The sequence below is a fragment of the Bacillus sp. MYb78 genome, from assembly GCF_002975115.1.
Taxonomy (GTDB): domain Bacteria; phylum Bacillota; class Bacilli; order Bacillales; family Bacillaceae_G; genus Bacillus_A; species Bacillus_A cereus.
Genome location: NZ_PCOB01000020.1, coordinates 25,094 through 46,651 on the forward strand (window position 1 = coordinate 25,094; position 21,558 = coordinate 46,651).

Below are 21,558 nucleotides of genomic sequence, written 5' to 3' on the forward strand. Positions count from 1 at the left end.
TACATTTTTATACATTGTTTTAATTATTTAATTTATATAGAATGAAAAAGATATGTATCAATTCTTTAGATGTATAAAAAGATAGAGAGTCTCATTGATACATTTAAATCGTATTATTTTTATAGAAAGATTAAATGTTAATTAATTACATTTAAAACGGTATGGAGGGGTAGAAGTATGTTTCAAGGGAAATTAAGGAGTAGTAGTTTAAAAACAAAGTTACTTGTATCATTTATTATTATTTTAATTCTTCCAAGTATTGTAATTGGTTGGACGTCTTATCAACAGGCGAAGACGAATTTTAATGAAACAATTTTAAACTCGGCGAAAGATAATATAAAAATTTTGGATAATGTAATTAATAAGGAATTGGATAGTAAAAAAATAGATGCAACTTATTTTACGAAATTATTTACACAATCAAGTTACCAAGCAGATCAAATTCAAAACATACAGAATAAACTAGAAGAATACAATAAACTGCATCCAGAAATGGAAGCAATCTATACAGGATCTAGTAATGGACAGTTCATTCAATCACCAGCTATTCAGATGCCAGATGGATATAATCCTACAGAAAGAGATTGGTATAAAGAGGCAGTGAAGAAAAGCGGAGAAGTAATTGTAACTGCTCCATATAAGTCAAAAACGACAGGAAATATTGTTATTACACTAGCAAAACAAAACGAGGATAAAAGTGGAGTTCTTGGGATTGACTTAATCATTAATGATATTGTTACTACTTCTAAGATGGTTAATATCGGTAAGGAAGGATATGTAGCGATATTTGATCAAGATAAAAATGTAGTAGCGCACCCGAAAATGAAGCCAGGAGAGAAATTAGAAGAGAAACTTAGTAAAGAATTGTATAAACAGGAAGCTGGGGATTTTCATTATTCATTAGATGGTGAAGATCGCAATATCACTTTTAAAACGAATAAGAAAACTGGATGGAAAATAGCAGGAATTATGCCTTCCAAAGAAATTATCGAAGCGGCTGAACCTATTTTCTATAAAACAATAACTGTTCTTGGAATTTCACTAATAATCGGTGGGATTGTAATTTACTTCATAATTGCGTCTATTATTAAACCGTTAAAACAACTTGTCATATCATCGAAGAAGATTAGTGAAGGTGATTTAACAGAATCAATTACAGTTCATTCTAAAGATGAAATTGGACAGCTAGGAGAAAGTTTTAACGAGATGGCTGCATCGTTACAAAGTGTCATTTCCAATATAAACACTTCAGCAAGTCATGTAGCGGCATCTTCAGAAGAATTAACAGCTAGTATGAAGCAGACAAGCGAAGCAACGGAACAAATTACACAGGCTATAGAGCAAGTATCAAGTGGTGCAGAAATACAAACGAAAGAAGTTGAAGAAGGAGCAACATTGTTAGAAGAAGTTACAGAAGGAATTCAGCGTGTTGCAGATAGTTCTTCATTAGTATCTACAGCCTCTATGTATACGAAGAAAAAAGCTGAAAATGGTGGGAAGTTAGTTGAACAAACTGTGAATCAAATGCAATTAATTCATGAGTCTGTTTCACAGTCAGACAAAATCATTGGTTTGTTAGACGATAAGTCGAAACAAATTGGAGCAATCCTTGAAGTAATTCAACATATTGCAGAACAGACAAATTTATTAGCGTTAAATGCGGCAATTGAGGCTGCGAGAGCTGGAGAGCAAGGTAGAGGATTTGCAATTGTAGCAGATGAAGTGCGAAAGCTAGCAGAACAATCAGGACAGTCTTCTACGGAAATTGGGAAACTAGTGAAAGAGATTCAATTTGATATAAAAGAAACAGTAAGCTCTATGAATCAAGTTGGAGCAGAAGTACAATCAGGACTTGTAGTTGCAAATGAAACGAAGCAAAGCTTTGTCGAAATATTGAAGTCTACAAATGATACAGTTGTACAAATTGATAGCATGGTAGATGTAGCAAAACAAATGACGGTAGATGCAAAACAAGTAAGTGCATCTATTAATGAAATTGCAGCTACGATTGAAGAAAATGCCGCAAGTGTTCAAAATATTGCTGGTTCCTCTGAGGAACAATTAGCTTCAGTAGATGAAATAAATGCAGCAGCAGTCCATTTATCACAAATGGCAGAAGAATTACAAGAGATGATTGGTAAGTTTAAAATATAATAATAAACTGTTAAGAAACGAAGTAGTACTTATGCTTCGTTTCTTTTTTTATGAAGATAAAAAAGAAAGAAATATATAGTAACCGTGTTATGATAATAAAAAACTGTATTTTCTTTAAATTCTATCTTTAATCATGTTAGGGGAATGGTTTTGAAATTTAAAAAATTAAAACTCCAACCGAGAATTACATTAACTATTAGTACACTTATTTTAGTTGTACTTATGCTAACGAGTTATTTATTTTATTACATATTATCTGAAACGGTAGAAGAGCAAATTGGTAAACGGGCTTTGCATGTTGCGAAAACAGTTGCCGCGATACCAGAAATTCAGGAAGCTTTTCAAAAAGAAAATCCAGCTTCTATTATTCAGCCAATCGCAGAAAAAATTCGAATTGATACAGAGGCTGACTTTATTGTAGTTGGAAACAAAGAGGGGATTCGTTATGCACATCCTGAGCGAGATAAAATAGGAGAAAAAATGGTTGGCGGAGATAATAAAGGCGTTTTATTAGAAGGGAAATCTTATGTTTCTAAAGCTAATGGATCATTAGGCCCTTCGTTGCGTGGGAAAGTCCCAGTCCGTAACCAGGAAAATGAAATTATTGGTGTGGTGTCTGTTGGGTTTTCAATGGCTGATATTCATGGAGCGGTAGAAGTGTATGGAAAGCGTGTATTTTGGATTACAATAATAGGTCTTTTAATTGGGATAATCGGCTCTATATATTTAGCGGCAAGTATAAAAAGAATGATGTTCGGGATGGAACCAGAAGAAATTTCATCTTTATATGAAGAGCATAGTACAGTGATTCAATCTGTACGTGAAGGGATTATTGTAATCGATAAAAATGGCATGATTAGTTTAGTCAATCAAGCAGCTTATGATATTCTTTCGCTAGATAAGCAACAAAATATTATTGGGGAATTTATTTTAAATGTAATTCCTAATTCAACGATACTAGATGTACTTCAAACTGGTGAAGAACAGTTTGATCGTCAATTAAATATAAAAGGACAGGCTGTTATTGCGAACCGTCTACCTATTAAAGTAAAGAATAAAGTAACTGGCGTTGTATCGAGCTTACGTTTGAAATCTGAAATGGATCAGTTAACAGCAGAATTATCTCAGACGAAGCAATATACAGAGGCATTACGAGCGCAAACGCACGAATATAACAATTTATTGTATACGCTTTCAGGTCTTATCCAATTAGAATCATACGAAGATGCTTTAGAGCTTATTCATAAGGAAACAGCGGTATATCAAGATTTTGTTCAATTTATTATGAAGCGGATTCAAAATCCATGGCTAGGTGGAATTTTAATTGGATTTTATAATAGAGCACGAGAGTTGAAGATTGATTTTATGCTAGATAGAGAAAGTGGTTTAGACAAATTAAGTCCACATATTGAGAGTAATTATGTCGTTTCTATTTTAGGGAATTTAATTACGAATGCATTTGAAGCAATTGAAAAAAATGAAGAGAATGATAAGAAAGTAAGGATGTTTGTAACTGATATTGGAGAAGAAATATTAATTGAAGTGGAAGATTCAGGGCAAGGGATTCATGATGAAATAATTACTAGCATATTCTATAAAGGCTTTTCGACGAAAGAAGGAGGAGAGCGAGGGTATGGATTAGCAAAAGTGAAAGAGTTAGTAGAAGATTTAAATGGAAGTATTGCAATCGAAAAAGGGGATTTAGGTGGTGCGTTATTTATTATTGCACTACCGAAAGAGAGAGGCGAATAGTAATGGGTGAGGAGATTGAAGTATTAATTGTAGAAGATGATATTCGGATTGCAGACATTCATCGTCGTTTTACTGAAAAAATTGAGGGATTTAAAGTAATTGGAACGGCAACGACTGGAGAACAAGCGAAAGAATGGCTAGAGCTTGTGAAGCCACAGCTTGTTTTATTAGATGTGTACTTACCTGATATGCAAGGAACGGAACTTGTCACATATATTAGGCATCATTTGCACGATACAGATATTATTATGATTACAGCGGCATCGGAAACAGAAGTAGTAAGGCACGCGCTGCGAGGTGGAGTAACAGATTATATCGTAAAGCCACTAATGTTTGACCGATTTAAAGCAAGTCTGGAAGGCTATCAAAAAAAGATTATACAGTTAAAGAAAAACAATCAATTATCTACGGAGCAAATTGAATATTTATGGTCTCAAAGAGGCGTGAAGGGAGATCAAATAGAATATGCCCCGAAAGGGATAGATCCTTATACTTTAGCGAAAGTAAAAAAGCATATGTTAACAGTTAATGAAGAAGGGATTACAGCAGAAATGTTAAGCTCAATGATTGGAGTAAGCCGATCAACGGCAAGGCGCTATTTAGAGTATTTGATATCTAGGAAGAAAGTCCACGCAGAGCTAATATATGGAAGTGTTGGGAGACCGGAGAGACGTTATTTTCTTGTTTCTTCATAATAAAAAACAGTAGAGGATTTTATTTCTTCTACTGTTTTTTTGCATCTTATATTGGAATAATCCCAATCACAATTCCGGTAATTAACATAACCATTGTCGTTCCAACGGCCCACAATAAAGTGAAGCGTTGATGTTCACCGAAATCAACTTTTGCCATTCCGACCAATAAATAAGTGGAAGCGACAAGAGGACTTAATAAGTGAACGGGTTGCCCAAGTAAGGAAGCACGTCCCATTTCAGCTGCACTAATTCCGTAAGTAGCAGCAGCTTTCGTCAAAATAGGTAATACCCCGAAGTAAAATGCATCATTAGACATGAAAAATGTGAATGGCATACTGAGAAGTGCTGTAATAATTGGCAATTGTGGTCCAAGTGCATCTGGTATAAGAGTTACTACACTGTTAGCCATTGCATCTACCATTTTTGTTCCAGATAAAATACCAGTGAAAATACCGGCAGCAAATACGAGAGAAACAACTGCTAATACATTCCCTGCATGAGAAGCAATACGTTCTTTCTGTTGCTGTAAGTTTGGATAGTTAATCATAACAGCAATAGCAAAAGCGACTGTAAATAAAACAGGTAACGGCATAACTTCTAGTATGAGACAGACAAGTAATGTAGCGGTTAATAAAAAGTTAATCCATAGAAGTTTAGGACGTTTATGCACTGCGGCTTCGACAGTTGCAGCTTGCTCGTCCATTGTTTGCATTTGTTTTAAATACTGTACATCCATAATTCCTAAACGTTTTCTTTCTTTTTTTCCAAGATAGTAGGCAACGAAAACAACCCAAATTGCACCAGCAATCATTCCTGGAATAAGAGGTGTAAATAATTCGGAAGCCTCAAGTCCAAGTGCGCTCATAACACGAGCTGTGGGTCCACCCCAAGGTGTAAGATTTGTTACCCCTGCCCCTAACATAACAACTCCAGCTAATATGAGGGGGTTCATTCCAAGGCGCTTATATAGTGGATACATTGCGGAAACTGTAATCATGTATGTTGTTGTACCATCACCATCTAGAGAAACGATAATAGTCAATATAGCCGTTCCGACAACGATTTTTAAAGGATCTCCTTTTACAAATTTTAAAATCTTACTAATGACAGGATCGAATAAACCACTATCAATCATAATGCCAAAATATAAAATAGCGAACATAAGCATAATACCAGTAGGTGCTAATTTTTGAATCCCCTCTAACATCATTGGTCCCATATTGGCATAGAATCCGCCAATTACTGCAAAAACACTCGGAATTAATATTAATGCTACTAGCGCTGACATACGTTTCGTCATAATTAAAAACATAAAGACAAATACCATCGCAAATCCAAGTAGTGCTAACATGTAATTTCCCCCTCAAAAGAATGATTGCGCTTTCAAAATAGAATAAAAATTCAGAAAAAGGTTTTTTATTTATAATAAAAGCATTTATTCAAATGGTAAATAATTTGAAAAATAACATCATTAGAAGCATAATTTTTATTTTGTTCATTTTGTTCACGGTAGTTAATTTGAATTTTTAAAAAGTAAGCCGCTTCTCGTAAGAATGGTAGAATAAGATGAAAATAGTGAAGTGTGAAATAGGGAGTAGATGTTATATGAAAACGAGAATAGAAGAGATTTATAGCTCTTATGAAGGAAAAGTAGAGGAGATTTTTATTAATGAATCTTCTTACGTATATGAATGGGAAAAATTACTGATGATCCGAAAAAATGACGGTGAGCTAAAAAAAATTGCAGTCGGGATTAGTGGAAATATAAGATTGGTAAATGTAGAAGTTGGACAGGAAATTAGTGCGGATACATTATTAGTTAAATTAGAAGATGATTTATTAATTACAGGTTGTGAGTGATGAGAGATGTGTAGAAATAACTACACATCTTTTTTTGTTTCCTATATTACAAAAAGCACATTGTTTTTTCACAAATCTCACACAACCTTTTGGTATTCTTTTCGTGGAGTATACGGTTTCTAGGGAGGAATATTGATGAAAGTAAAATATGTCGTACTTGCTATATGTTTATGTTTCGTATTTACGGTAGTCGGGTGTGGGAAAAAGGAAACAGCAGCTGTTGCCATTGATGAGAAACATGATAAATGTGATATTTGCCAAATTGGGGTAACAGATAATCAATTTGCAACAGAAATTATTTTAGAAAATGGAAAAGCGTTAAAGTTTGATGATATCGGTTGTATGTATAAATGGATGGAGATCAACTCAGATGAAAAGACGAAAGAGAAATTTGTCCGAGATTATGATTCGAAAGATTGGATTTCGTTAGAAGACGCTACTTACGTATATGATAAAACAATAACGACACCGATGGCTTATAATGTAATTTCATTTAAAAATAAAAAAGATGCAGAGAGCTTTGTATCTAACTATAAGGGGAAAGTTCTTTCGTATAAAGAGCTAGCAGAGCATAAATGGGAAATGAATAAAGAGATGATGGGGAAACCGAAAGCAGGAAATCATGGTGGACATCATTAATAGAAAAAGACAACTATGTAGTTGTCTTTTTCTATTATTACTCAGGTGCAAATATAGAAAAGGTGTAAAATTTTTAGCAGAACGGTTACAATGGAATATAGTAACCTAAAGCAATCATTTATGTACTTTTTAGAAATATATACAAATGCGGTAAAAACGTGCTAAACTAATTGCTTCATAATGTTAATGATGGGGCCATCAGGCGTATCATTTCAATAGGTTGAGAAACATAGTATAAGCTTAAGATAATCCGATTAAAGAAGGAATCTAAAGGGCTTATGGATAAATGTACTCAAGAAGAGTTATTGTATGTGATGGAGGAATGGTTAAGAAAACATTATCTTTCATAGGAGCTGTAGTTGTGAGAAAACAAAAAATTTTATTATGTATTTTATTAGGACTTTTAATGACGGTAGTGGCTTGCGATAAGCAAGAAGAACCAGAATCGAAACCGGTTCATGTGAAAAATGAAAAGAAAAAAGAGAAGCATAAAGAACAGGAAGAATCTAAAGAAGAGAAAAGTATAAATTTAATGGACAAACAGTTGTTACTTTCAGCTACTCTTGGAGACACAGAGACAGCTATGAAGTTGATTCAGGATGGAGCGAATATAAACGTAGAAGGTGACAACGGAGAAACGCCTGTCCTTGCAGCGACGTACCAAAATCATGTAGAGACAGTTAAAGCATTAATTGGTGCAGGTGCTAATATTGAAATTAAAGATGAGAAAAAAAGTAATCCACTTCTTTATGCAAGTAGAGAAGGATATACGGATATTGTAAAAGTATTAATTAATGCAGGAGTTAATACGAAAGAAACGACTAGGTCAGGTGGGACAGCACTTATTTCTGCATCTGAACGTGGCCATGTAGAGGTTGTTAAAGAATTATTAGAGCATACAGATATTGATGTGAATTATAAAAATGAACGTGGTGGAACAGCGCTATTAGAAGCAATTGTATTAGGAAATGGTAGTGAAAACCATAAGAAAGTAATTCAATTGCTTATTGATCACGGTGCAGATGTAAACATGGCTAACAAGGAACATCTGACGCCACTGCAATACGCTGAAAAAAGAGGTTTTAAAGATATTGTAAATATGTTGAGGTTAGCTGGAGCGAATGAAGTAGTACAGCCACAACAACCAGTAGAGTAAAAAACGAAAAATAATCCCATTTAGATAGACAGAATGAAGAAATCAGTTAGTATGATGGATTCAGTAATGTGTATTTAAATGGGATTTTTATTTTGAACATGAAAAATAGATTATGAATGGATGGTAAATGGAGTAAATAAGGAGGATAAAAATGAGGCTCTCAAAACTTGATTTAATAGTAATTCAGGCAGAGGTTTTATTTGTTCATAATCGAGTAGGAAAAATGAAATATGTAAATGAACAAGGGAATCCGAAAGCACCACGTTTTTTTCTTGGCAGAACTCGTGAAGGGAGTATAACGAGATATCATTGTAATGTGGATGATGAAACGGTAAGTAAGATTGAGAAGTTAATTCGAGAACCTTCAAAGCATATAGAGATAGCAAAGATTATTAATATATTAAATGAAGAAAGAACAGTGGAAAATATTTGGATGGGTCCTGCTTTCATGTTTCATAGTAATTTACATAAGCCGACTAGAACAATACAAATAACTGAGAAGAATAGAGAGCTTTTGCGAGAAAATTTTCCTAATCTAATAGAACAGATGGAATGGAGGAAACCTTATTTTGCAATTGTAAAAAATGAAAAGGTAGTTTCTGTTTGTTGCAGTGCCAGAAGTACGCCCGTAGCTGCTGAGGCAAGTGTGGAAACTTTAGCGGAATTTCAAGGGAATGGATATGGTACTGATGTTGTTACAGCCTGGGCCTTATCAATACAAGAGGAAAAGCGCATTCCACTTTATAGTACTGCTTGGGATAACTTTGCTTCGCAAGCAGTGGCAAGCAAACTAAAACTTATTAACTATGGAATGAATTTACATATTGATTGAATTTTAAGTATTGTTTCGTTCTATTTGTTTGTATTTAAATATATAGATTAATGTAAATGGTGATATGGTGAATATTAACATTCGGTTAACACCTAATTAACAATCTATCAAAACTGACTTAATAAATGCGTAATATAGTAAAGGTAACAAAATAACTAGGGTAGAGAACATTTGAGAACACCCACTTACATATAATGTGCCACTTTCTTAGGTGTGCTCTATTCCCTAGAGTTCAAATAAGGAGAAAGGCGTTCTATGTAAGTAGGTGTTTTTAGTTTGGATAAAAATAGAACAGTTAGGTGGAATAAATGTTTAAAGAACCTTATATTGCGATGATAAAGGATTGGAAAGGATACAAAGCATACAAAAAATTGCCGAAAACAGTTTTTCTTATGACTGGTTCAATGCTGGAATTACCAGAGCGTGTATATGAATTGCAGAAACATGGACATGATGTATTTCTTCATTGTGATTTTATACAAGGTTTAAATACGAATACAGAGGAAGCGCTTTTGTATATTCAAGATGTTATCGGGGCACAAGGTATTATTTCAACAAAGGGTTCGACAATTCGAAATGCTAATAAAATTGGATTGAAAACAATTCAACGTATTTTTATTGTAGATACTTTATCTCTTACTAAATCAATTGAAAATTGTAAAACGACTAGACCAAATGCAGTAGAGATTATGCCGGGGATTATGCCTTCTATAATTAAACAGCTAGTAGAGGAAATAGAGTTTCCTATTATTGCAGGCGGGTTGATTCAAACGCGAGAAGTTGCGGAAATTGCAATTCGTGCAGGAGCAAGTGCGATTTCAACAAGTCATTATGAAGTATGGATACATGAAGAAAAAAGGAGTGCAACTTTGTGATTGAATTGAAAAATGTTTCAAAGGTATATAAAAATGCAGAAGAGACAGCGGTTAAAGGCGTATCGGTTCATATTAAGAAGGGCGAATTTTTTGTTTTAGTTGGACCTTCGGGATGCGGGAAAAGCACATTATTACGAATGATCGCTGGCTTAGAAGAGATTTCTTCGGGAGATTTAATTATTAATGAACGTGTTGCAAATGATCTAGAGCCGAAAGACCGTAATCTATCAATGGTATTTCAAAATTATGCATTATATCCACACTTATCTGTAGAAGAAAATATTTTATTTGGACTTAAGGTAAGAAAAGTACAAAAAGAAGAGCGACAAAAGCGACTAATGGAAGCTATTGAAATGGTAGGACTGAAAGAGTATGTGAAAATGAAACCAGGTCAATTATCAGGCGGACAAAGACAGCGTGTTGCGCTTGCTAGGGCGATCGTGAGTCAAGCACCAATCTGTTTAATGGATGAACCACTTTCGAATTTAGATGCGAAATTACGTGCGCAAATGAGAATTGAAATTAGAGAAATTCAGCAGCGATTAGGAATTACGATGATTTACGTTACCCACGATCAAATAGAAGCGATGACTATGGGAGATCGTATCATGGTTTTAAATAAAGGAAGTATACAGCAAGTTGGAACACCACTTGACATATATAACGAACCAGCAAACGAATTTGTTGCAAGCTTTATAGGTTCTCCTTCTATGAATATAAATGATGGAGAAGTGGATAAAGAAAAAGGTGTATTACATATAGGGAAATTGCAAATTCCATTATCTATTGGACAGTTAAAGCAATTACCAGAAGGAATAATTCGTATAGGCATGCGTCCTGAGCATATTGCACTGTCTGAGGAAGGACAAGAAGTGACGCTGCAATCTGTAGAAGTATTAGGGAATGAATCTATATTAAACTTTGCGGTAAATGGAACAACTTGGAGTGCGAAAGTCATCGGACAGTTACTCTTGAACAAAGGTGACAAAGTAAAATTATTATTCTCACAAGAAAAGTTATGCTTCTTTAACGAAAACACGAATGAACGCTTAAAAGTGGTAGCTGAAGAAGAGTTGAAAGTGGTGGCGAAATAATGATCGAAGTAAGTAAGTTACCAGTTCAAACAAAGGTGTCAAAAAAGAAAAAAATATGGGGGAGAACGAAAGATTTAAGAATAGGATTATTGTTTTTGGCGCCATCTATTTTGCTATTTTCGATTTTTCTGTTCTATCCATTGTTTAGGACGATTTACTATAGTTTTTATTTAACCGATATACATGGAGAAGCTAATCTTTTCGTTGGCTTAGAAAATTATCAATATTTATTCTCTGATCCAGCCTTCTACAAAAGTATAAAATCAACTTTACTATTTGTTTTATATACAGTGCCTACAAGTATTATATTTGCTTTGTTTCTTGCATTGATTGCAAATGGAAAGGTAAGAGGTATTGGGTTATTCCGAGTTCTGTTTTCTTCGACGATGGGAATTTCAGTAGCTGCTAGTGCAGTGATTTGGCTATTTTTATTTCATCCAAGTGTAGGATTATTTAATAATATATTAGCCGCTATGAATCTTCCTGCAATCGCATGGTTAACGAGTCCGGACTGGGCACTATTCTCTGTATCAGTTACAACAGTTTGGGTGAATACAGGGTTTGCATTTTTAGTTATATTAGGTGGTTTACAAAATATCGATACGTCTTTATATGAGAGTGCATCTATAGATGGTGCTAGTTATTTATATAAGCTTCGCCGTGTTACATTACCGATGCTATCGCCAACTTTATTCTTTATTGTAACAGTAACGTTAATTAGTGCGTTCCAAAGCTTTGGACAAATTGATATTTTAACGCACGGTGGACCGAATGATGCAACGAATTTAATTGTGTACTCGATTTACAAAGAGGCGTTTGTGAATCATCAATTTGGAACAGCAAGTGCACAAGCGATGGTATTATTTGTTTTCATTTTCATTGCTACATTACTTCAATTTAAGTTTGCTGAGAGAAAGGTGCATTATAAATGATTGTTAAACAGTGGAAGCAAAATTTCCTATTATACATGCTGCTCATAATTAGTGCAGTAATGGTATTTTTTCCTGTACTGTATGCGTTTTTAATAAGCTTTATGACACCAGACGATATTCAAATGAGAAGGTTATTTCCAACTCAATTTACTTTTGATAATTTCATTAATATTTTTCAAAAAGTACCACTTTTTACATACTTATATAACAGTTTAATTGTATCGATAGTCGTTATGATTGGACAACTTATCGTATCAAGCTTAGCGGCGTATGCTTTTGTTTTTCTTCAATTTAAAGGGAGAAACTTAATTTTCTTCCTGTTTATTTCAACGATGCTTATTCCGTGGGAAGCAACGATGGTACCTAACTTTTTAACGATTCAAAACTTTGGCTGGATCAATAGTTTCGCTGGGATGACAGTGCCGTTTTTTGCAACAGCTTTCGGTATTTTCTTGTTACGTCAACATTTTATGACACTCCCGAATGAACTGAAAGAAGCTGCTTTTATTGAAGGGATTGGAAATATAAGGTTTTTATTCAGCGTTGTAATACCGTATTGTAAAACGAGTTTTATTACGCTTGGAGTATATAGCTTTTTAACAACATGGAATATGTATTTATGGCCACTTTTAGTGACCACTGATGAAAAAGTAAGAACAGTGCAAATCGGTGTAAAGCAGCTTCAGTCTCAAGAAGTTGCAACTGATTGGGGAAGCGTAATGGCCGGTGTTACGGTTATCGTTATTCCAACATTGATTTTACTATTTTTAGGGCAAAAGCAATTACAACAAGGATTAACAAAAGGTGCAATTAAATAACTAAGAGAAGGTGAGATTTAAATGAGTCTAGTTAAAAAAGGTGCTGCTCTATTAATGGTAGCAACAATGGCATTATCTAGTGCAGCTTGTTCAAATAGTAAAACAGAGGGAAAACCTGAAGCACAGGAAAAAGTAGCACCAGTTGAAAAAAATGGTGATAAAACTGTAATTCGCTTCTGGCATGCGATGGGTGGAAAAACACAAGGAGTATTAGATGGTCTTGTTGCAGACTATAATAAGTCGCAAAATAAATATGAGATAAAGGCAGAGTTCCAAGGGACATATGAAGAGTCTTTAACGAAATTTAGAACGATGTCTGCAACGAAAGAAGCGCCAGCTCTTGTTCAATCGAGTGAAATTACAACGAAATATATGATTGATAGTAAAAAAATCACACCAATTGATAGCTGGATAAAAAAAGATAAGTACGATACGTCAAAATTAGAAAAAGCAATTACAAATTATTATTCAGTTGATGGAAAAATGTATTCTATGCCATTTAATTCATCTACACCAGTATTAATTTATAATAAAGATGCTTTCGCAAAGGCGGGCTTAGATCCAGAGAAAGCTCCAAAAACATATGCGGAATTACAAGAAGCAGCGAAAAAGTTAACGATTAAAGAAGGCGGAAATGTAAAACAATATGGATTCTCCATGCTTAACTACGGTTGGTTCTTTGAAGAATTGTTAGCGACACAAGGTGCTTTATATGTAGATAACGAAAACGGCCGTAAAGATGCTGCAAAGAAGGCGGTATTTAACGGTAAAGAAGGACAGAAAGTATTTGGAATGTTAGATGATTTAAATAAAGCTGGCGCACTTGGAAAGTATGGAGCAAGTTGGGATGATATTCGTGCCGCGTTCCAATCTGGACAAGTTGCTATGTATTTAGATTCTTCAGCAGGTGTTCGTGATTTAATTGATGCATCTAAGTTTAATGTAGGTGTTTCATATATTCCGTATCCAGAGGATTCGAAACAAAATGGTGTTGTTATTGGTGGAGCATCATTATGGATGACGAATATGGTTTCAGAAGAAACGCAACAAGGTGCTTGGGACTTTATGAAATATTTAACGAAGCCAGACGTACAAGCAAAATGGCATACTGCAACAGGTTATTTCTCAATTAATCCAGATGCATATAATGAGCCATTAGTAAAAGAGCAATATGAAAAATATCCACAGTTGAAAGTAACAGTAGATCAATTGCAAGCGACGAAGCAATCTCCAGCAACACAAGGGGCTTTAATTAGTGTATTCCCAGAATCACGAGATGCAGTTGTAAAAGCATTAGAAGCGATGTATGACGGGAAGAATAGTAAAGAAGCGTTAGATGAAGCTGCCAAAGCAACAGATAGAGCAATTAGCATTTCAGCTCGTACGAGTCAAAAATAAGAGAAAGCCGTATCCTTAAAAGGGATACGGCTTTCTTTATAGGGAGATAAGGGATCAAAGAAATGATGAAGTCTTATCTCTTTTATATGAGTAAAGGGTCTAGAGTGAATGTTGTCCTTTTCATTATTTATTTAACTCCATTGCGACTTGTTTACCATTTACGAAAACCTCTACTACCGCTACTACAACTTCCATTACTTTTTTCATCTCTCATCTCTCCTTGTTTTTTGTTTCATTTCTTACTTTCAGTATAAGGAAATACAGTAATTACAACTATCGAATTGGATGACAAGAGACTTACATTGTTGTAAGGATAATAGTTTAGTTTGTAATAAAGTGAAACTTTAATCAGTGGGGGTCTTACGGCCCGTTAATGCGTGATAAATATGATTCAAGGTTAAGATTCGGAATTTTCCGTTGTTTTGAACTATAATTAGAAAGAGGGGGGATAATATGAAAAGAATTCTTGTTATTAGTGATATTCATGGAGAGATAGAAAAGTTTGAACAGTTATTGGAAGAAGCTCAATATGATGCGAAACAGGATCAATTAATCTTACTGGGAGATTATGTAGATCGTGGTCCAAATGCGCGTGCTGTAATTGAAAAGGTAAGAGAATTGAAAGAAGAGGGAGCACTCATTTTAAAGGGAAATCATGAAGATATGATGATTAAGGCGTTAACGACAAATGAGGAACGTTCATGGAACCATTGGGTAAAAAGAAATGGTGGAGATAAGACATTATATAGCTATGGATTTGTAGAAGAAGATATTGTGGTTAATGAGAAAGACTTCCAAAAACCAATTTTACACTCTCGTGTATTAGAGGAACATATAAAGTTTATTCAAGAATTAGATCATTATATTGAAACAGAAGAGTATATATTTGTACATGCTGGGGTTGAACCGATGAAACGAGTTTCTGAATCTGAACCATATACGTTAATGTGGATCCGTAATGAATTTCATAATGGATATAGCGGTGAAAAGGTTGTTGTATTTGGGCATACGGAAACAAAAACGCTTCATGGTAGTGAGGAGTGCGGAGTGTATTTTGGTAGTAATCGTATTATTGGAATTGATGGCGGGGCTGTGTATGGCGGTCAGCTAAATTGTTTAGAGTTGCCGAGTAAAAAGGTATATGTAATAAAAAATTGAAAGAGATAAGAGGAATCTTATTTCTTTCAATTTTTTATTAAGCTAAATTTAAGACAAAGTTTTTATAATAAAACTTCAAAATTTTAGAAGGAAATAGTTAAAAATGAAATTACGTAATGCAACTACATTCTTTTGTTATGAAGAGAAGAAATGTAATAATAAATAGAATTGAACTATTTGATGGAAGGTGAGAGCATGCGTTTACTTGTAGTAGAAGATAATGCTTCGTTATTAGAGTCTATCGTACAAATTTTGCGTGATGAATTTGAAGTAGATACGGCAATAAATGGAGAAGATGGATTGTTTTTAGCTCTTCAAAATATATATGATGCAATTTTGCTGGATGTGATGATGCCAGGGATGGACGGATTTGAAGTGATTCAAAAAATACGTGATGAAAAGATTGAAACACCAGTCCTGTTTTTGACAGCGAGAGATTCTTTAGAAGATCGGGTGAAGGGATTGGACTTTGGTGGAGATGACTATATCGTTAAGCCATTTCAGGCCCCTGAATTAAAAGCGAGAATTCGCGCTTTACTACGCAGAAGTGGTAGTTTAACAACGCAGCAAACGATTCGTTATAGAGGGATTGAATTGTTCGGAAAAGATAAAGATGTTCAAGTAGATGGACAAGGTATTAAGCTGACATTGAAACAATATGAGCTACTAGAGTATCTCATTCAAAATAGCGGGAAGATTTTAATGCGTGAACAAATTTTTGATCGTGTTTGGGGATTTGATTCAGATACGACAGTAGCGATTGTAGAAGTGTATGTGCATCATTTACGTAAAAAATTAGAGCCATCCGGTTATCAGAAAGATATTCAAACCGTTCGAGGTATTGGATATATATTAAAAGAACAATGAAAAACGGAAGTATGTTTCAAAAAACACGCATTCGTTTGACTATAGTGAACTCATTAGTATTTATTCTATTAATAGGTATATTAGGTAGTATTATTTATTCATACACATATAAGCGTATTTATAATGAAGTGGATCAATCTATAAAAATGATAGCTCAGTATAGAGAAAAATTAGATGTTAAAATACCACCAAGAAAACGCATGGAGAATATCCAAATTGGAGATCCGCGAGTAACTAGAATAACTTGGAATGGAAAAATAGTGAAAATAGAGGGCGATAACCGTAAATTTCGTTCTATTTTTGAAGAGAATTTGGAAAAGTTTTCTCCAAAAAAATTAGAGGATTTACAAGATATTGAAGTACAAGGACGATATTTTAGAGCATTTTCGCTTCAAAAAGATGGAGAGATAGTTCAAATCGTGCGAGATATAACAGCGGAAGAAGGAATGTTAAATACTTTATTTTTAATTCTCGTTATAGGTTGTAGCATAGGAAGCCTCTGTGCGATAGGTATCGGCTTTTTCCTAGCTGGTAGAGCACTTGTACCTATTCAAAATTCATGGGAGAAACAGCAACAATTCGTTTCTGATGCATCACATGAACTAAGGACACCACTTGCAGTTATTCAATCAAAAACGGATGTTTTATTCCAGTCACCATCCGCTACGATAGAAGAAAAAGCGATGGATATTTCTACAATTTCAAAAGAATGTAGGCGGTTATCGAAACTTGTTAGTAATTTATTATTGCTAGCACGTTCTGATTCTAATCAAATTGAGATGGATAAGAAAACATTTGAACTTGATAAATTGTTAGAAGAAATAGTAGCTCCATATAAGGAGATTGCTTCTTATCAAGAAAAAGAAATGATGCTAAAAGTAGAACGTGGTGTATCTTTTATGGGGGATAGAGAGCGGATTCATCAAATGATGGTCATACTGTTAGATAATGCGATGAAGTATACAAACGAAGGTGGGCATATTCAAATCGATTGCACGCAAACGAGTAGTTCAATTCGTATACAGGTGAAAGATGACGGGATAGGAGTGAAAGAAGAGGATATTCCGAAATTATTTAATCGTTTTTATCAAGGGGATAAAGCAAGAAGTACGTCAGAAGGAGCTGGATTAGGTCTTTCAATCGCAAATTGGATTGTAGAAAAGCATTATGGAAAAATATCAGTAGAGAGCAAATGGGGAGATGGAACTTGCTTTGAAGTGATATTCCCTAAAAATCAAAGAATATAAGTAAGAAGACGATCTTGTTTTTACAAGGTCGTCTTTTTTTAAGATAAAGTTAAGAAACTATTTATATTATGTATGGCATAAAGAAAGTTCGTTACATGAAGAAGAGACTAGGTGTATGTGAGTGAGTTTTATCAATCATAATGTTATCTCAAGCAGCGATGAGATGTATGTATAGTATTAAAAAAACTAGGGGAATGATGGGAAAGAAAGTATAAGAGGGAGGAATTAATTTTGAAAAAGAAAATGATGACGGTATTCGCTATTGGAGTAATGAGTTTAATTATATTAGGGGGTGCCTCTCCTTCTGAAACATCAAAAGGAAAGACTGATTACACGCAGCGCAGTAAAGAACAATTGAACAATGGTAAGATACATGCAGTGCATACAGAAGAAAAAGCAGAGAAACTAGGTATTGAAACGGAAGGAAAAGAACAAATTACACTAGAAAAAGAAATTCATGAAACAGAAGTAGGAAGGGAAGCAGAGCAGTTAGGCATATCGATTGAAGGAAAAGATGTTGGGACGCTGTCAGAAGAAATCTATGAAACAAAAGTAAAGCAAGAAGCATTAAAGCTAGGTATATCTATAGAGAATACATCAATTGTAGATTTAATTACTCAAATTAATGCGATTAAAATTAAAGATGAAGCAGATAAATTAGGTATTTCGACAGATGGAAAAGAAATCGAAGACATCGCGGAAGAAATCTACGGAAAGAAAGTAAGAGAAGAAGCAGGAAAGTTAGACATTTCTCAAAAAGGAAAAGAAATTGAAGAGTTAGCACAAGAAGTGTACGAACAAAAAGTACAGGAAGAAGCAAAAAAATATCATATTGATTTGTATGGTAAAGATATATATCAAATATTAAGAGAAATTAATGAACAAATGGTGCTACAAATGGCAGATGAGCTTAATATGGATAAAATGAATATGAATATTCAAGAGTTAGCGGAAAAGATAAAAAAAGATCAGCCTGAAAAAGGAAAAGAACTAAATTTTGTACCGATGATACGAACGGATGCTGACGCATTTTATTCTTATTTAACGAATTAATAAGGGCGTGAAAGCGATAAGAAAATTGAAGTGGTATATATGTACAGCTTTACTAGGTACAGCAATATGGAGTGTATATACAAATGGAATTCCAAAGTATGTAGAGAAGTTAACATTCTCAAATATACAAAGAGGAAAAGAAACGGAGTTTAGTAATAACGATGAAAAAGTCATCTTATCAAATGTTCCATTAATTCAGCAGTTACCAGAATTGGATAGAGGCTGTGAAGTGACAAGCTTAGCGATGATGTTACAATACGCTGGTGTTTCAGTGGATAAGATGACATTAGCAAATGAAATAAAAAAAGTTGATTTTATAGACAATGGTGTGCGCGGGAATCCAAATGAAGGATTTGTAGGTAATATTTATACATTCTCTGAATCAGGATACGGTGTATATCATGGGCCACTTTTTCAGTTAGCGGAAAAATATTTACCTAATAAAGCTGTAGACTTAACAGGGAAGAATATAGAAGAAATTTATAAGAGTGTAAAAGCAGGGAAACCTGTAGTCATGATCACGAATGCAACATTTGCACCATTAGATGAAGATGAATTTACTACATGGGAAACAAATAGTGGAGATGTTTCTATTACGTATAATGAACATTGTGTTGTACTTATTGGGTATGATCAGGAATCTGTATATATTCGAGATCCACTTGAGGATAGCTTAGATGTAAAAGTACCGAGAGAAGCCTTTGAACAGGCATGGGTACAAATGGGAAGTCAGGCAATTAGTTATGTAAAGAGCGCTAAATAAATTAGGACGAAGATTTTTAGTAATATGACTATAAGGGGAAGGATAAAACATTTGAGGATTATAAGAAAAGTTTTATAGAGTAGAAGCTGTTAAGAAATAAGAGAACTTTAGCATATATAATGCTAAAGTTCTCTTATTTTTATGATTAAAATACGTATAAGGATTGAATATGCAAAAATGCATAATTGACGAAAAAATTACATGTTATCATTATATATTGTTTTATATATGTTAATTGTATAAAATGACACAAGTATCCACATTACATAAAGGAGGCTTATTATGCAAAAAATATTTAACTGGGTTAAATGTATGAGTATCAATAAAAAATTAATCATTTCATTTTTTATTATTTTAACTATACCAGGAATTATTATCGGTGGTGTTTCATATCAAACTGCCAAAACAAATTTTGAACATCAAATGACAGATAAAGCAAAGGAGAATATTTCAGTTTTAAATACTGTTATTTCTCAAAATATAGAAGAGAAATTTGTTGATGCGACGTACTTTGCAGACATCTTAACAGAGGATACATATCCAAACGGACAAGAAGAAATAGTAAGAACGAAGTTAGCACAATATATAAAGCTTCATCCAGAAGTAGAAGGTATTTATATTGGAACAGAGACGGGAAAGTTTATAAGAGAACCATTTATCCAAATGGCTGATGGGTATAATCCAACAGATAGATCTTGGTATAAAGAAGCACATGAAAATAAAGGGAAAGTAATTGTTACTGCACCATATCAATCAGCATCTACAAAAAATATGGTAGTGACAATTGCGAAAGAAGTAAAAGATGGTAAAGGTGTTATAGGAATTAATTTAAACTTAGATAACATCTTAAAAATTTCCAAAATGATTAACATTGGTGAAAAAGGTTATGCAGTTATTTTAGATCAAAATAAGCAAATTGTTAGTCATCCATCTAGAAAACCAGGTGCAAAAGTTACTGATCCTTGGATTAAACCAATTTATGAAGATAAACAAGGAAATGTGTCTTATACAGAACAAGATGATAAAAAGAATTTAATCTTTGCAACAAATGAGAAAACAGGCTGGAAAGTAGTTGGCGTTATGTTCGATGAAGAAATTACTCAAGCTGCCAGTCCAGTGTTTTATAAGACTTTGATTGTCATTGCTATCGCTATTGCATTTGGTAGTGTATTAATTTATTTCATTACAAAGTCTATTACAAGGCCATTACGAAAAATAGCTGAATCGGCATATAAAATTAGTAAGGGAGATTTAACAGAGAAAATTACAATCCATTCCAAGGATGACATAGGAAAATTAGGGAATTCATTTAATGAAATGTCTACGTCTTTACAAGATGTTATTACCCAAATAAGCTTTTCAGCAGAACATGTTGCAGCATCGGCAGAAGAGTTAACAGCGAGCGTACAGCAAGCAAATGATGCGACAGACCAAATTACAATTGCAATGGAACAAGTATCAGGTGGGGCCGAATCACAAAGTCAAGGTGTTGAAGAAGGTGCGGCTACATTGCAACAAGTAAATACAGCAATTCAAGATGTAACTGGAAGCGCAGAGTCAATTTCTATTTCCTCATTACATGCGCGAGAAAGAGCTGAAGAGGGAGAAGATTTAGTTGAACAAACCGCAAAACAAATGCAGTCTATTTCTAAATCAGTATCCGAGTCAGATGCTATTATTAAACTTCTTGATGAGAAATCAAAGCAGGTAGGGGCTATTTCTGAAGCAATTCAAAACATCGCTACTCAAACGAACTTATTAGCTTTGAATGCGGCTATTGAAGCAGCAAGAGCAGGTGAACAGGGACGAGGATTTGCTATTGTAGCAGATGAGGTTAGAAAATTAGCAGAGCAATCAGGAGAGTCATCTGGAGAGATTGCAAATTTAATCGCAGAAATTAAGGCGGATATTGAACATACTGTTAAGGCAATGGATAATGTGAATGGAGAAGTTCAACAAGGCCTTGATGTTGTAACAAAAACGAAAGTAAGTTTTACGGAAATTTTAAGTTCTACTACACATATTGTTTCTCAAGTTAATCAAATGGTAGAAACAACGAAGAGAATTGCTGGAGATGCAAATGAAGTGACAAATGCTATTGATGAAATTGCAGCTGCTGCAGAAGAAAATACAGCTAGTATGCAAAGTGTTGCAGCTTCAACAGAAGAACAGGTTAATTCCATGGAAGAAATTAGTTCAGCTTCGCAAAACTTAGCTGAGATGGCCGAAGAACTACAAGCGATGACTAGTAAATTTAAAGTATAA

19 protein-coding genes and 1 pseudogene are annotated in these 21,558 nt (G+C 34.2%); 19 read left to right on the top strand and 1 reads right to left on the bottom strand.

Annotated features, from left to right (window positions below):
- Window positions 1-177: 177 nt before the first annotated feature.
- From CQ064_RS34455 to CQ064_RS26170, 4 genes and pseudogenes are all read left to right on the top strand, one after another.
- Window positions 178-1,212: pseudogene (locus tag CQ064_RS34455) on the top strand (HAMP domain-containing protein); the annotation flags it as partial.
- An 81-nt stretch (window positions 1,213-1,293) separates the two neighbouring features.
- Window positions 1,294-2,154, top strand: a complete 861-nt coding sequence (locus CQ064_RS34460; RefSeq protein WP_369812832.1) for a methyl-accepting chemotaxis protein — start codon at window positions 1,294-1,296, stop codon at window positions 2,152-2,154.
- A 144-nt stretch (window positions 2,155-2,298) separates the two neighbouring features.
- On the top strand, window positions 2,299-3,906 hold the full coding sequence (locus tag CQ064_RS26165; protein ID WP_003269387.1) for an ATP-binding protein: 1,608 nt from the start codon (window positions 2,299-2,301) through the stop codon (window positions 3,904-3,906).
- 2 nt (window positions 3,907-3,908) lie between these two features.
- Window positions 3,909-4,601, top strand: a complete 693-nt coding sequence (locus CQ064_RS26170) for a response regulator (protein ID WP_000503464.1) — start codon at window positions 3,909-3,911, stop codon at window positions 4,599-4,601.
- Between the two features lie 46 nt (window positions 4,602-4,647).
- On the opposite strand, the gene CQ064_RS26175 is transcribed toward CQ064_RS26170, so the two are convergent.
- The gene (locus CQ064_RS26175) at window positions 4,648-5,952 is read right to left on the bottom strand and encodes a CitMHS family transporter (RefSeq protein WP_000880477.1); all 1,305 of its coding nucleotides are present in this window, start codon (window positions 5,950-5,952) and stop codon (window positions 4,648-4,650) included.
- Between the two features lie 254 nt (window positions 5,953-6,206).
- On the opposite strand from CQ064_RS26175, the gene CQ064_RS26180 reads away from it, so the two are divergent.
- The 15 genes from CQ064_RS26180 (at window position 6,207) to CQ064_RS26250 (ending at window position 21,558) form a co-directional block, all read left to right on the top strand.
- Window positions 6,207-6,461, top strand: a complete 255-nt coding sequence (locus tag CQ064_RS26180; protein WP_000857376.1) for a hypothetical protein — start codon at window positions 6,207-6,209, stop codon at window positions 6,459-6,461.
- A 135-nt stretch (window positions 6,462-6,596) separates the two neighbouring features.
- Complete coding sequence (locus tag CQ064_RS26185; RefSeq protein WP_000865665.1) at window positions 6,597-7,100, top strand: nitrous oxide reductase accessory protein NosL; 504 nt, start codon at window positions 6,597-6,599, stop codon at window positions 7,098-7,100.
- Between the two features lie 286 nt (window positions 7,101-7,386).
- Complete coding sequence (locus tag CQ064_RS26190) at window positions 7,387-8,256, top strand: ankyrin repeat domain-containing protein (protein ID WP_000287335.1); 870 nt, start codon at window positions 7,387-7,389, stop codon at window positions 8,254-8,256.
- Window positions 8,257-8,407: 151 nt separating this feature from the next.
- Window positions 8,408-9,088 (top strand): GNAT family N-acetyltransferase, encoded by a 681-nt coding sequence (locus CQ064_RS26195; protein WP_001239779.1) that lies wholly within the window; start codon window positions 8,408-8,410, stop codon window positions 9,086-9,088.
- A gap of 308 nt (window positions 9,089-9,396) precedes the next feature.
- Window positions 9,397-9,963: a glycerol-3-phosphate responsive antiterminator gene (locus tag CQ064_RS26200; RefSeq protein ID WP_000472004.1), complete on the top strand. Its 567-nt coding sequence runs from the start codon at window positions 9,397-9,399 to the stop codon at window positions 9,961-9,963.
- Window positions 9,960-11,057 carry an ABC transporter ATP-binding protein gene (locus tag CQ064_RS26205; protein WP_000571382.1) on the top strand — a complete coding sequence of 366 codons (1,098 nt, stop codon included), beginning with the start codon at window positions 9,960-9,962 and terminating at the stop codon, window positions 11,055-11,057. The genes CQ064_RS26200 and CQ064_RS26205 overlap by 4 nt, the downstream gene beginning before the upstream one ends.
- On the top strand, window positions 11,057-11,989 hold the full coding sequence (locus tag CQ064_RS26210; RefSeq protein WP_000573794.1) for a carbohydrate ABC transporter permease: 933 nt from the start codon (window positions 11,057-11,059) through the stop codon (window positions 11,987-11,989). Before CQ064_RS26205 ends, CQ064_RS26210 begins: the two co-directional genes overlap by 1 nt.
- Window positions 11,986-12,807 carry a carbohydrate ABC transporter permease gene (locus tag CQ064_RS26215; RefSeq protein ID WP_000635939.1) on the top strand — a complete coding sequence of 274 codons (822 nt, stop codon included), beginning with the start codon at window positions 11,986-11,988 and terminating at the stop codon, window positions 12,805-12,807. The genes CQ064_RS26210 and CQ064_RS26215 overlap by 4 nt, the downstream gene beginning before the upstream one ends.
- Before the next feature lie 21 nt (window positions 12,808-12,828).
- A complete protein-coding gene (locus CQ064_RS26220) occupies window positions 12,829-14,205 on the top strand; it encodes an ABC transporter substrate-binding protein (protein WP_000060607.1) in 1,377 nt (458 codons plus the stop codon).
- A gap of 453 nt (window positions 14,206-14,658) precedes the next feature.
- A complete protein-coding gene (locus CQ064_RS26225; protein WP_000821972.1) occupies window positions 14,659-15,363 on the top strand; it encodes a metallophosphoesterase family protein in 705 nt (234 codons plus the stop codon).
- 195 nt (window positions 15,364-15,558) lie between these two features.
- Window positions 15,559-16,230, top strand: coding sequence for a response regulator transcription factor (locus tag CQ064_RS26230; RefSeq protein ID WP_001238624.1), 672 nt, complete (start codon window positions 15,559-15,561; stop codon window positions 16,228-16,230).
- Window positions 16,227-17,477 (top strand): sensor histidine kinase, encoded by a 1,251-nt coding sequence (locus tag CQ064_RS26235; protein ID WP_000788471.1) that lies wholly within the window; start codon window positions 16,227-16,229, stop codon window positions 17,475-17,477. Before CQ064_RS26230 ends, CQ064_RS26235 begins: the two co-directional genes overlap by 4 nt.
- A gap of 231 nt (window positions 17,478-17,708) precedes the next feature.
- On the top strand, window positions 17,709-18,530 hold the full coding sequence (locus CQ064_RS26240) for a hypothetical protein (RefSeq protein WP_000728574.1): 822 nt from the start codon (window positions 17,709-17,711) through the stop codon (window positions 18,528-18,530).
- Between the two features lie 7 nt (window positions 18,531-18,537).
- Window positions 18,538-19,293, top strand: coding sequence for a C39 family peptidase (locus tag CQ064_RS26245; protein ID WP_000644447.1), 756 nt, complete (start codon window positions 18,538-18,540; stop codon window positions 19,291-19,293).
- A 282-nt stretch (window positions 19,294-19,575) separates the two neighbouring features.
- Window positions 19,576-21,558, top strand: a complete 1,983-nt coding sequence (locus tag CQ064_RS26250; RefSeq protein WP_001169215.1) for a methyl-accepting chemotaxis protein — start codon at window positions 19,576-19,578, stop codon at window positions 21,556-21,558.

Excerpts from the sequence above, each read along its gene's own strand:
- CQ064_RS26185 (WP_000865665.1), top strand. The coding sequence starts at position 6,597 with ATGAAAGTAAAATATGTCGTACTTGCTATATGTTTATGTTTCGTATTT.
- CQ064_RS26235 (WP_000788471.1), top strand. The coding sequence starts at position 16,227 with ATGAAAAACGGAAGTATGTTTCAAAAAACACGCATTCGTTTGACTATA.
- CQ064_RS26175 (WP_000880477.1), bottom strand. The coding sequence starts at position 5,952 with ATGTTAGCACTACTTGGATTTGCGATGGTATTTGTCTTTATGTTTTTA.
- CQ064_RS26190 (WP_000287335.1), top strand. The coding sequence starts at position 7,387 with ATGTACTCAAGAAGAGTTATTGTATGTGATGGAGGAATGGTTAAGAAA.
- CQ064_RS26200 (WP_000472004.1), top strand. The coding sequence starts at position 9,397 with ATGTTTAAAGAACCTTATATTGCGATGATAAAGGATTGGAAAGGATAC.
- CQ064_RS26180 (WP_000857376.1), top strand. The coding sequence starts at position 6,207 with ATGAAAACGAGAATAGAAGAGATTTATAGCTCTTATGAAGGAAAAGTA.
- CQ064_RS26225 (WP_000821972.1), top strand. The coding sequence starts at position 14,659 with ATGAAAAGAATTCTTGTTATTAGTGATATTCATGGAGAGATAGAAAAG.
- CQ064_RS26220 (WP_000060607.1), top strand. The coding sequence starts at position 12,829 with ATGAGTCTAGTTAAAAAAGGTGCTGCTCTATTAATGGTAGCAACAATG.
- CQ064_RS26170 (WP_000503464.1), top strand. The coding sequence starts at position 3,909 with ATGGGTGAGGAGATTGAAGTATTAATTGTAGAAGATGATATTCGGATT.
- CQ064_RS26165 (WP_003269387.1), top strand. The coding sequence starts at position 2,299 with ATGGTTTTGAAATTTAAAAAATTAAAACTCCAACCGAGAATTACATTA.
- CQ064_RS26250 (WP_001169215.1), top strand. The coding sequence starts at position 19,576 with ATGCAAAAAATATTTAACTGGGTTAAATGTATGAGTATCAATAAAAAA.
- CQ064_RS34460 (WP_369812832.1), top strand. The coding sequence starts at position 1,294 with ATGAAGCAGACAAGCGAAGCAACGGAACAAATTACACAGGCTATAGAG.
- CQ064_RS26195 (WP_001239779.1), top strand. The coding sequence starts at position 8,408 with ATGAGGCTCTCAAAACTTGATTTAATAGTAATTCAGGCAGAGGTTTTA.
- CQ064_RS26230 (WP_001238624.1), top strand. The coding sequence starts at position 15,559 with ATGCGTTTACTTGTAGTAGAAGATAATGCTTCGTTATTAGAGTCTATC.
- CQ064_RS26215 (WP_000635939.1), top strand. The coding sequence starts at position 11,986 with ATGATTGTTAAACAGTGGAAGCAAAATTTCCTATTATACATGCTGCTC.
- CQ064_RS26210 (WP_000573794.1), top strand. The coding sequence starts at position 11,057 with ATGATCGAAGTAAGTAAGTTACCAGTTCAAACAAAGGTGTCAAAAAAG.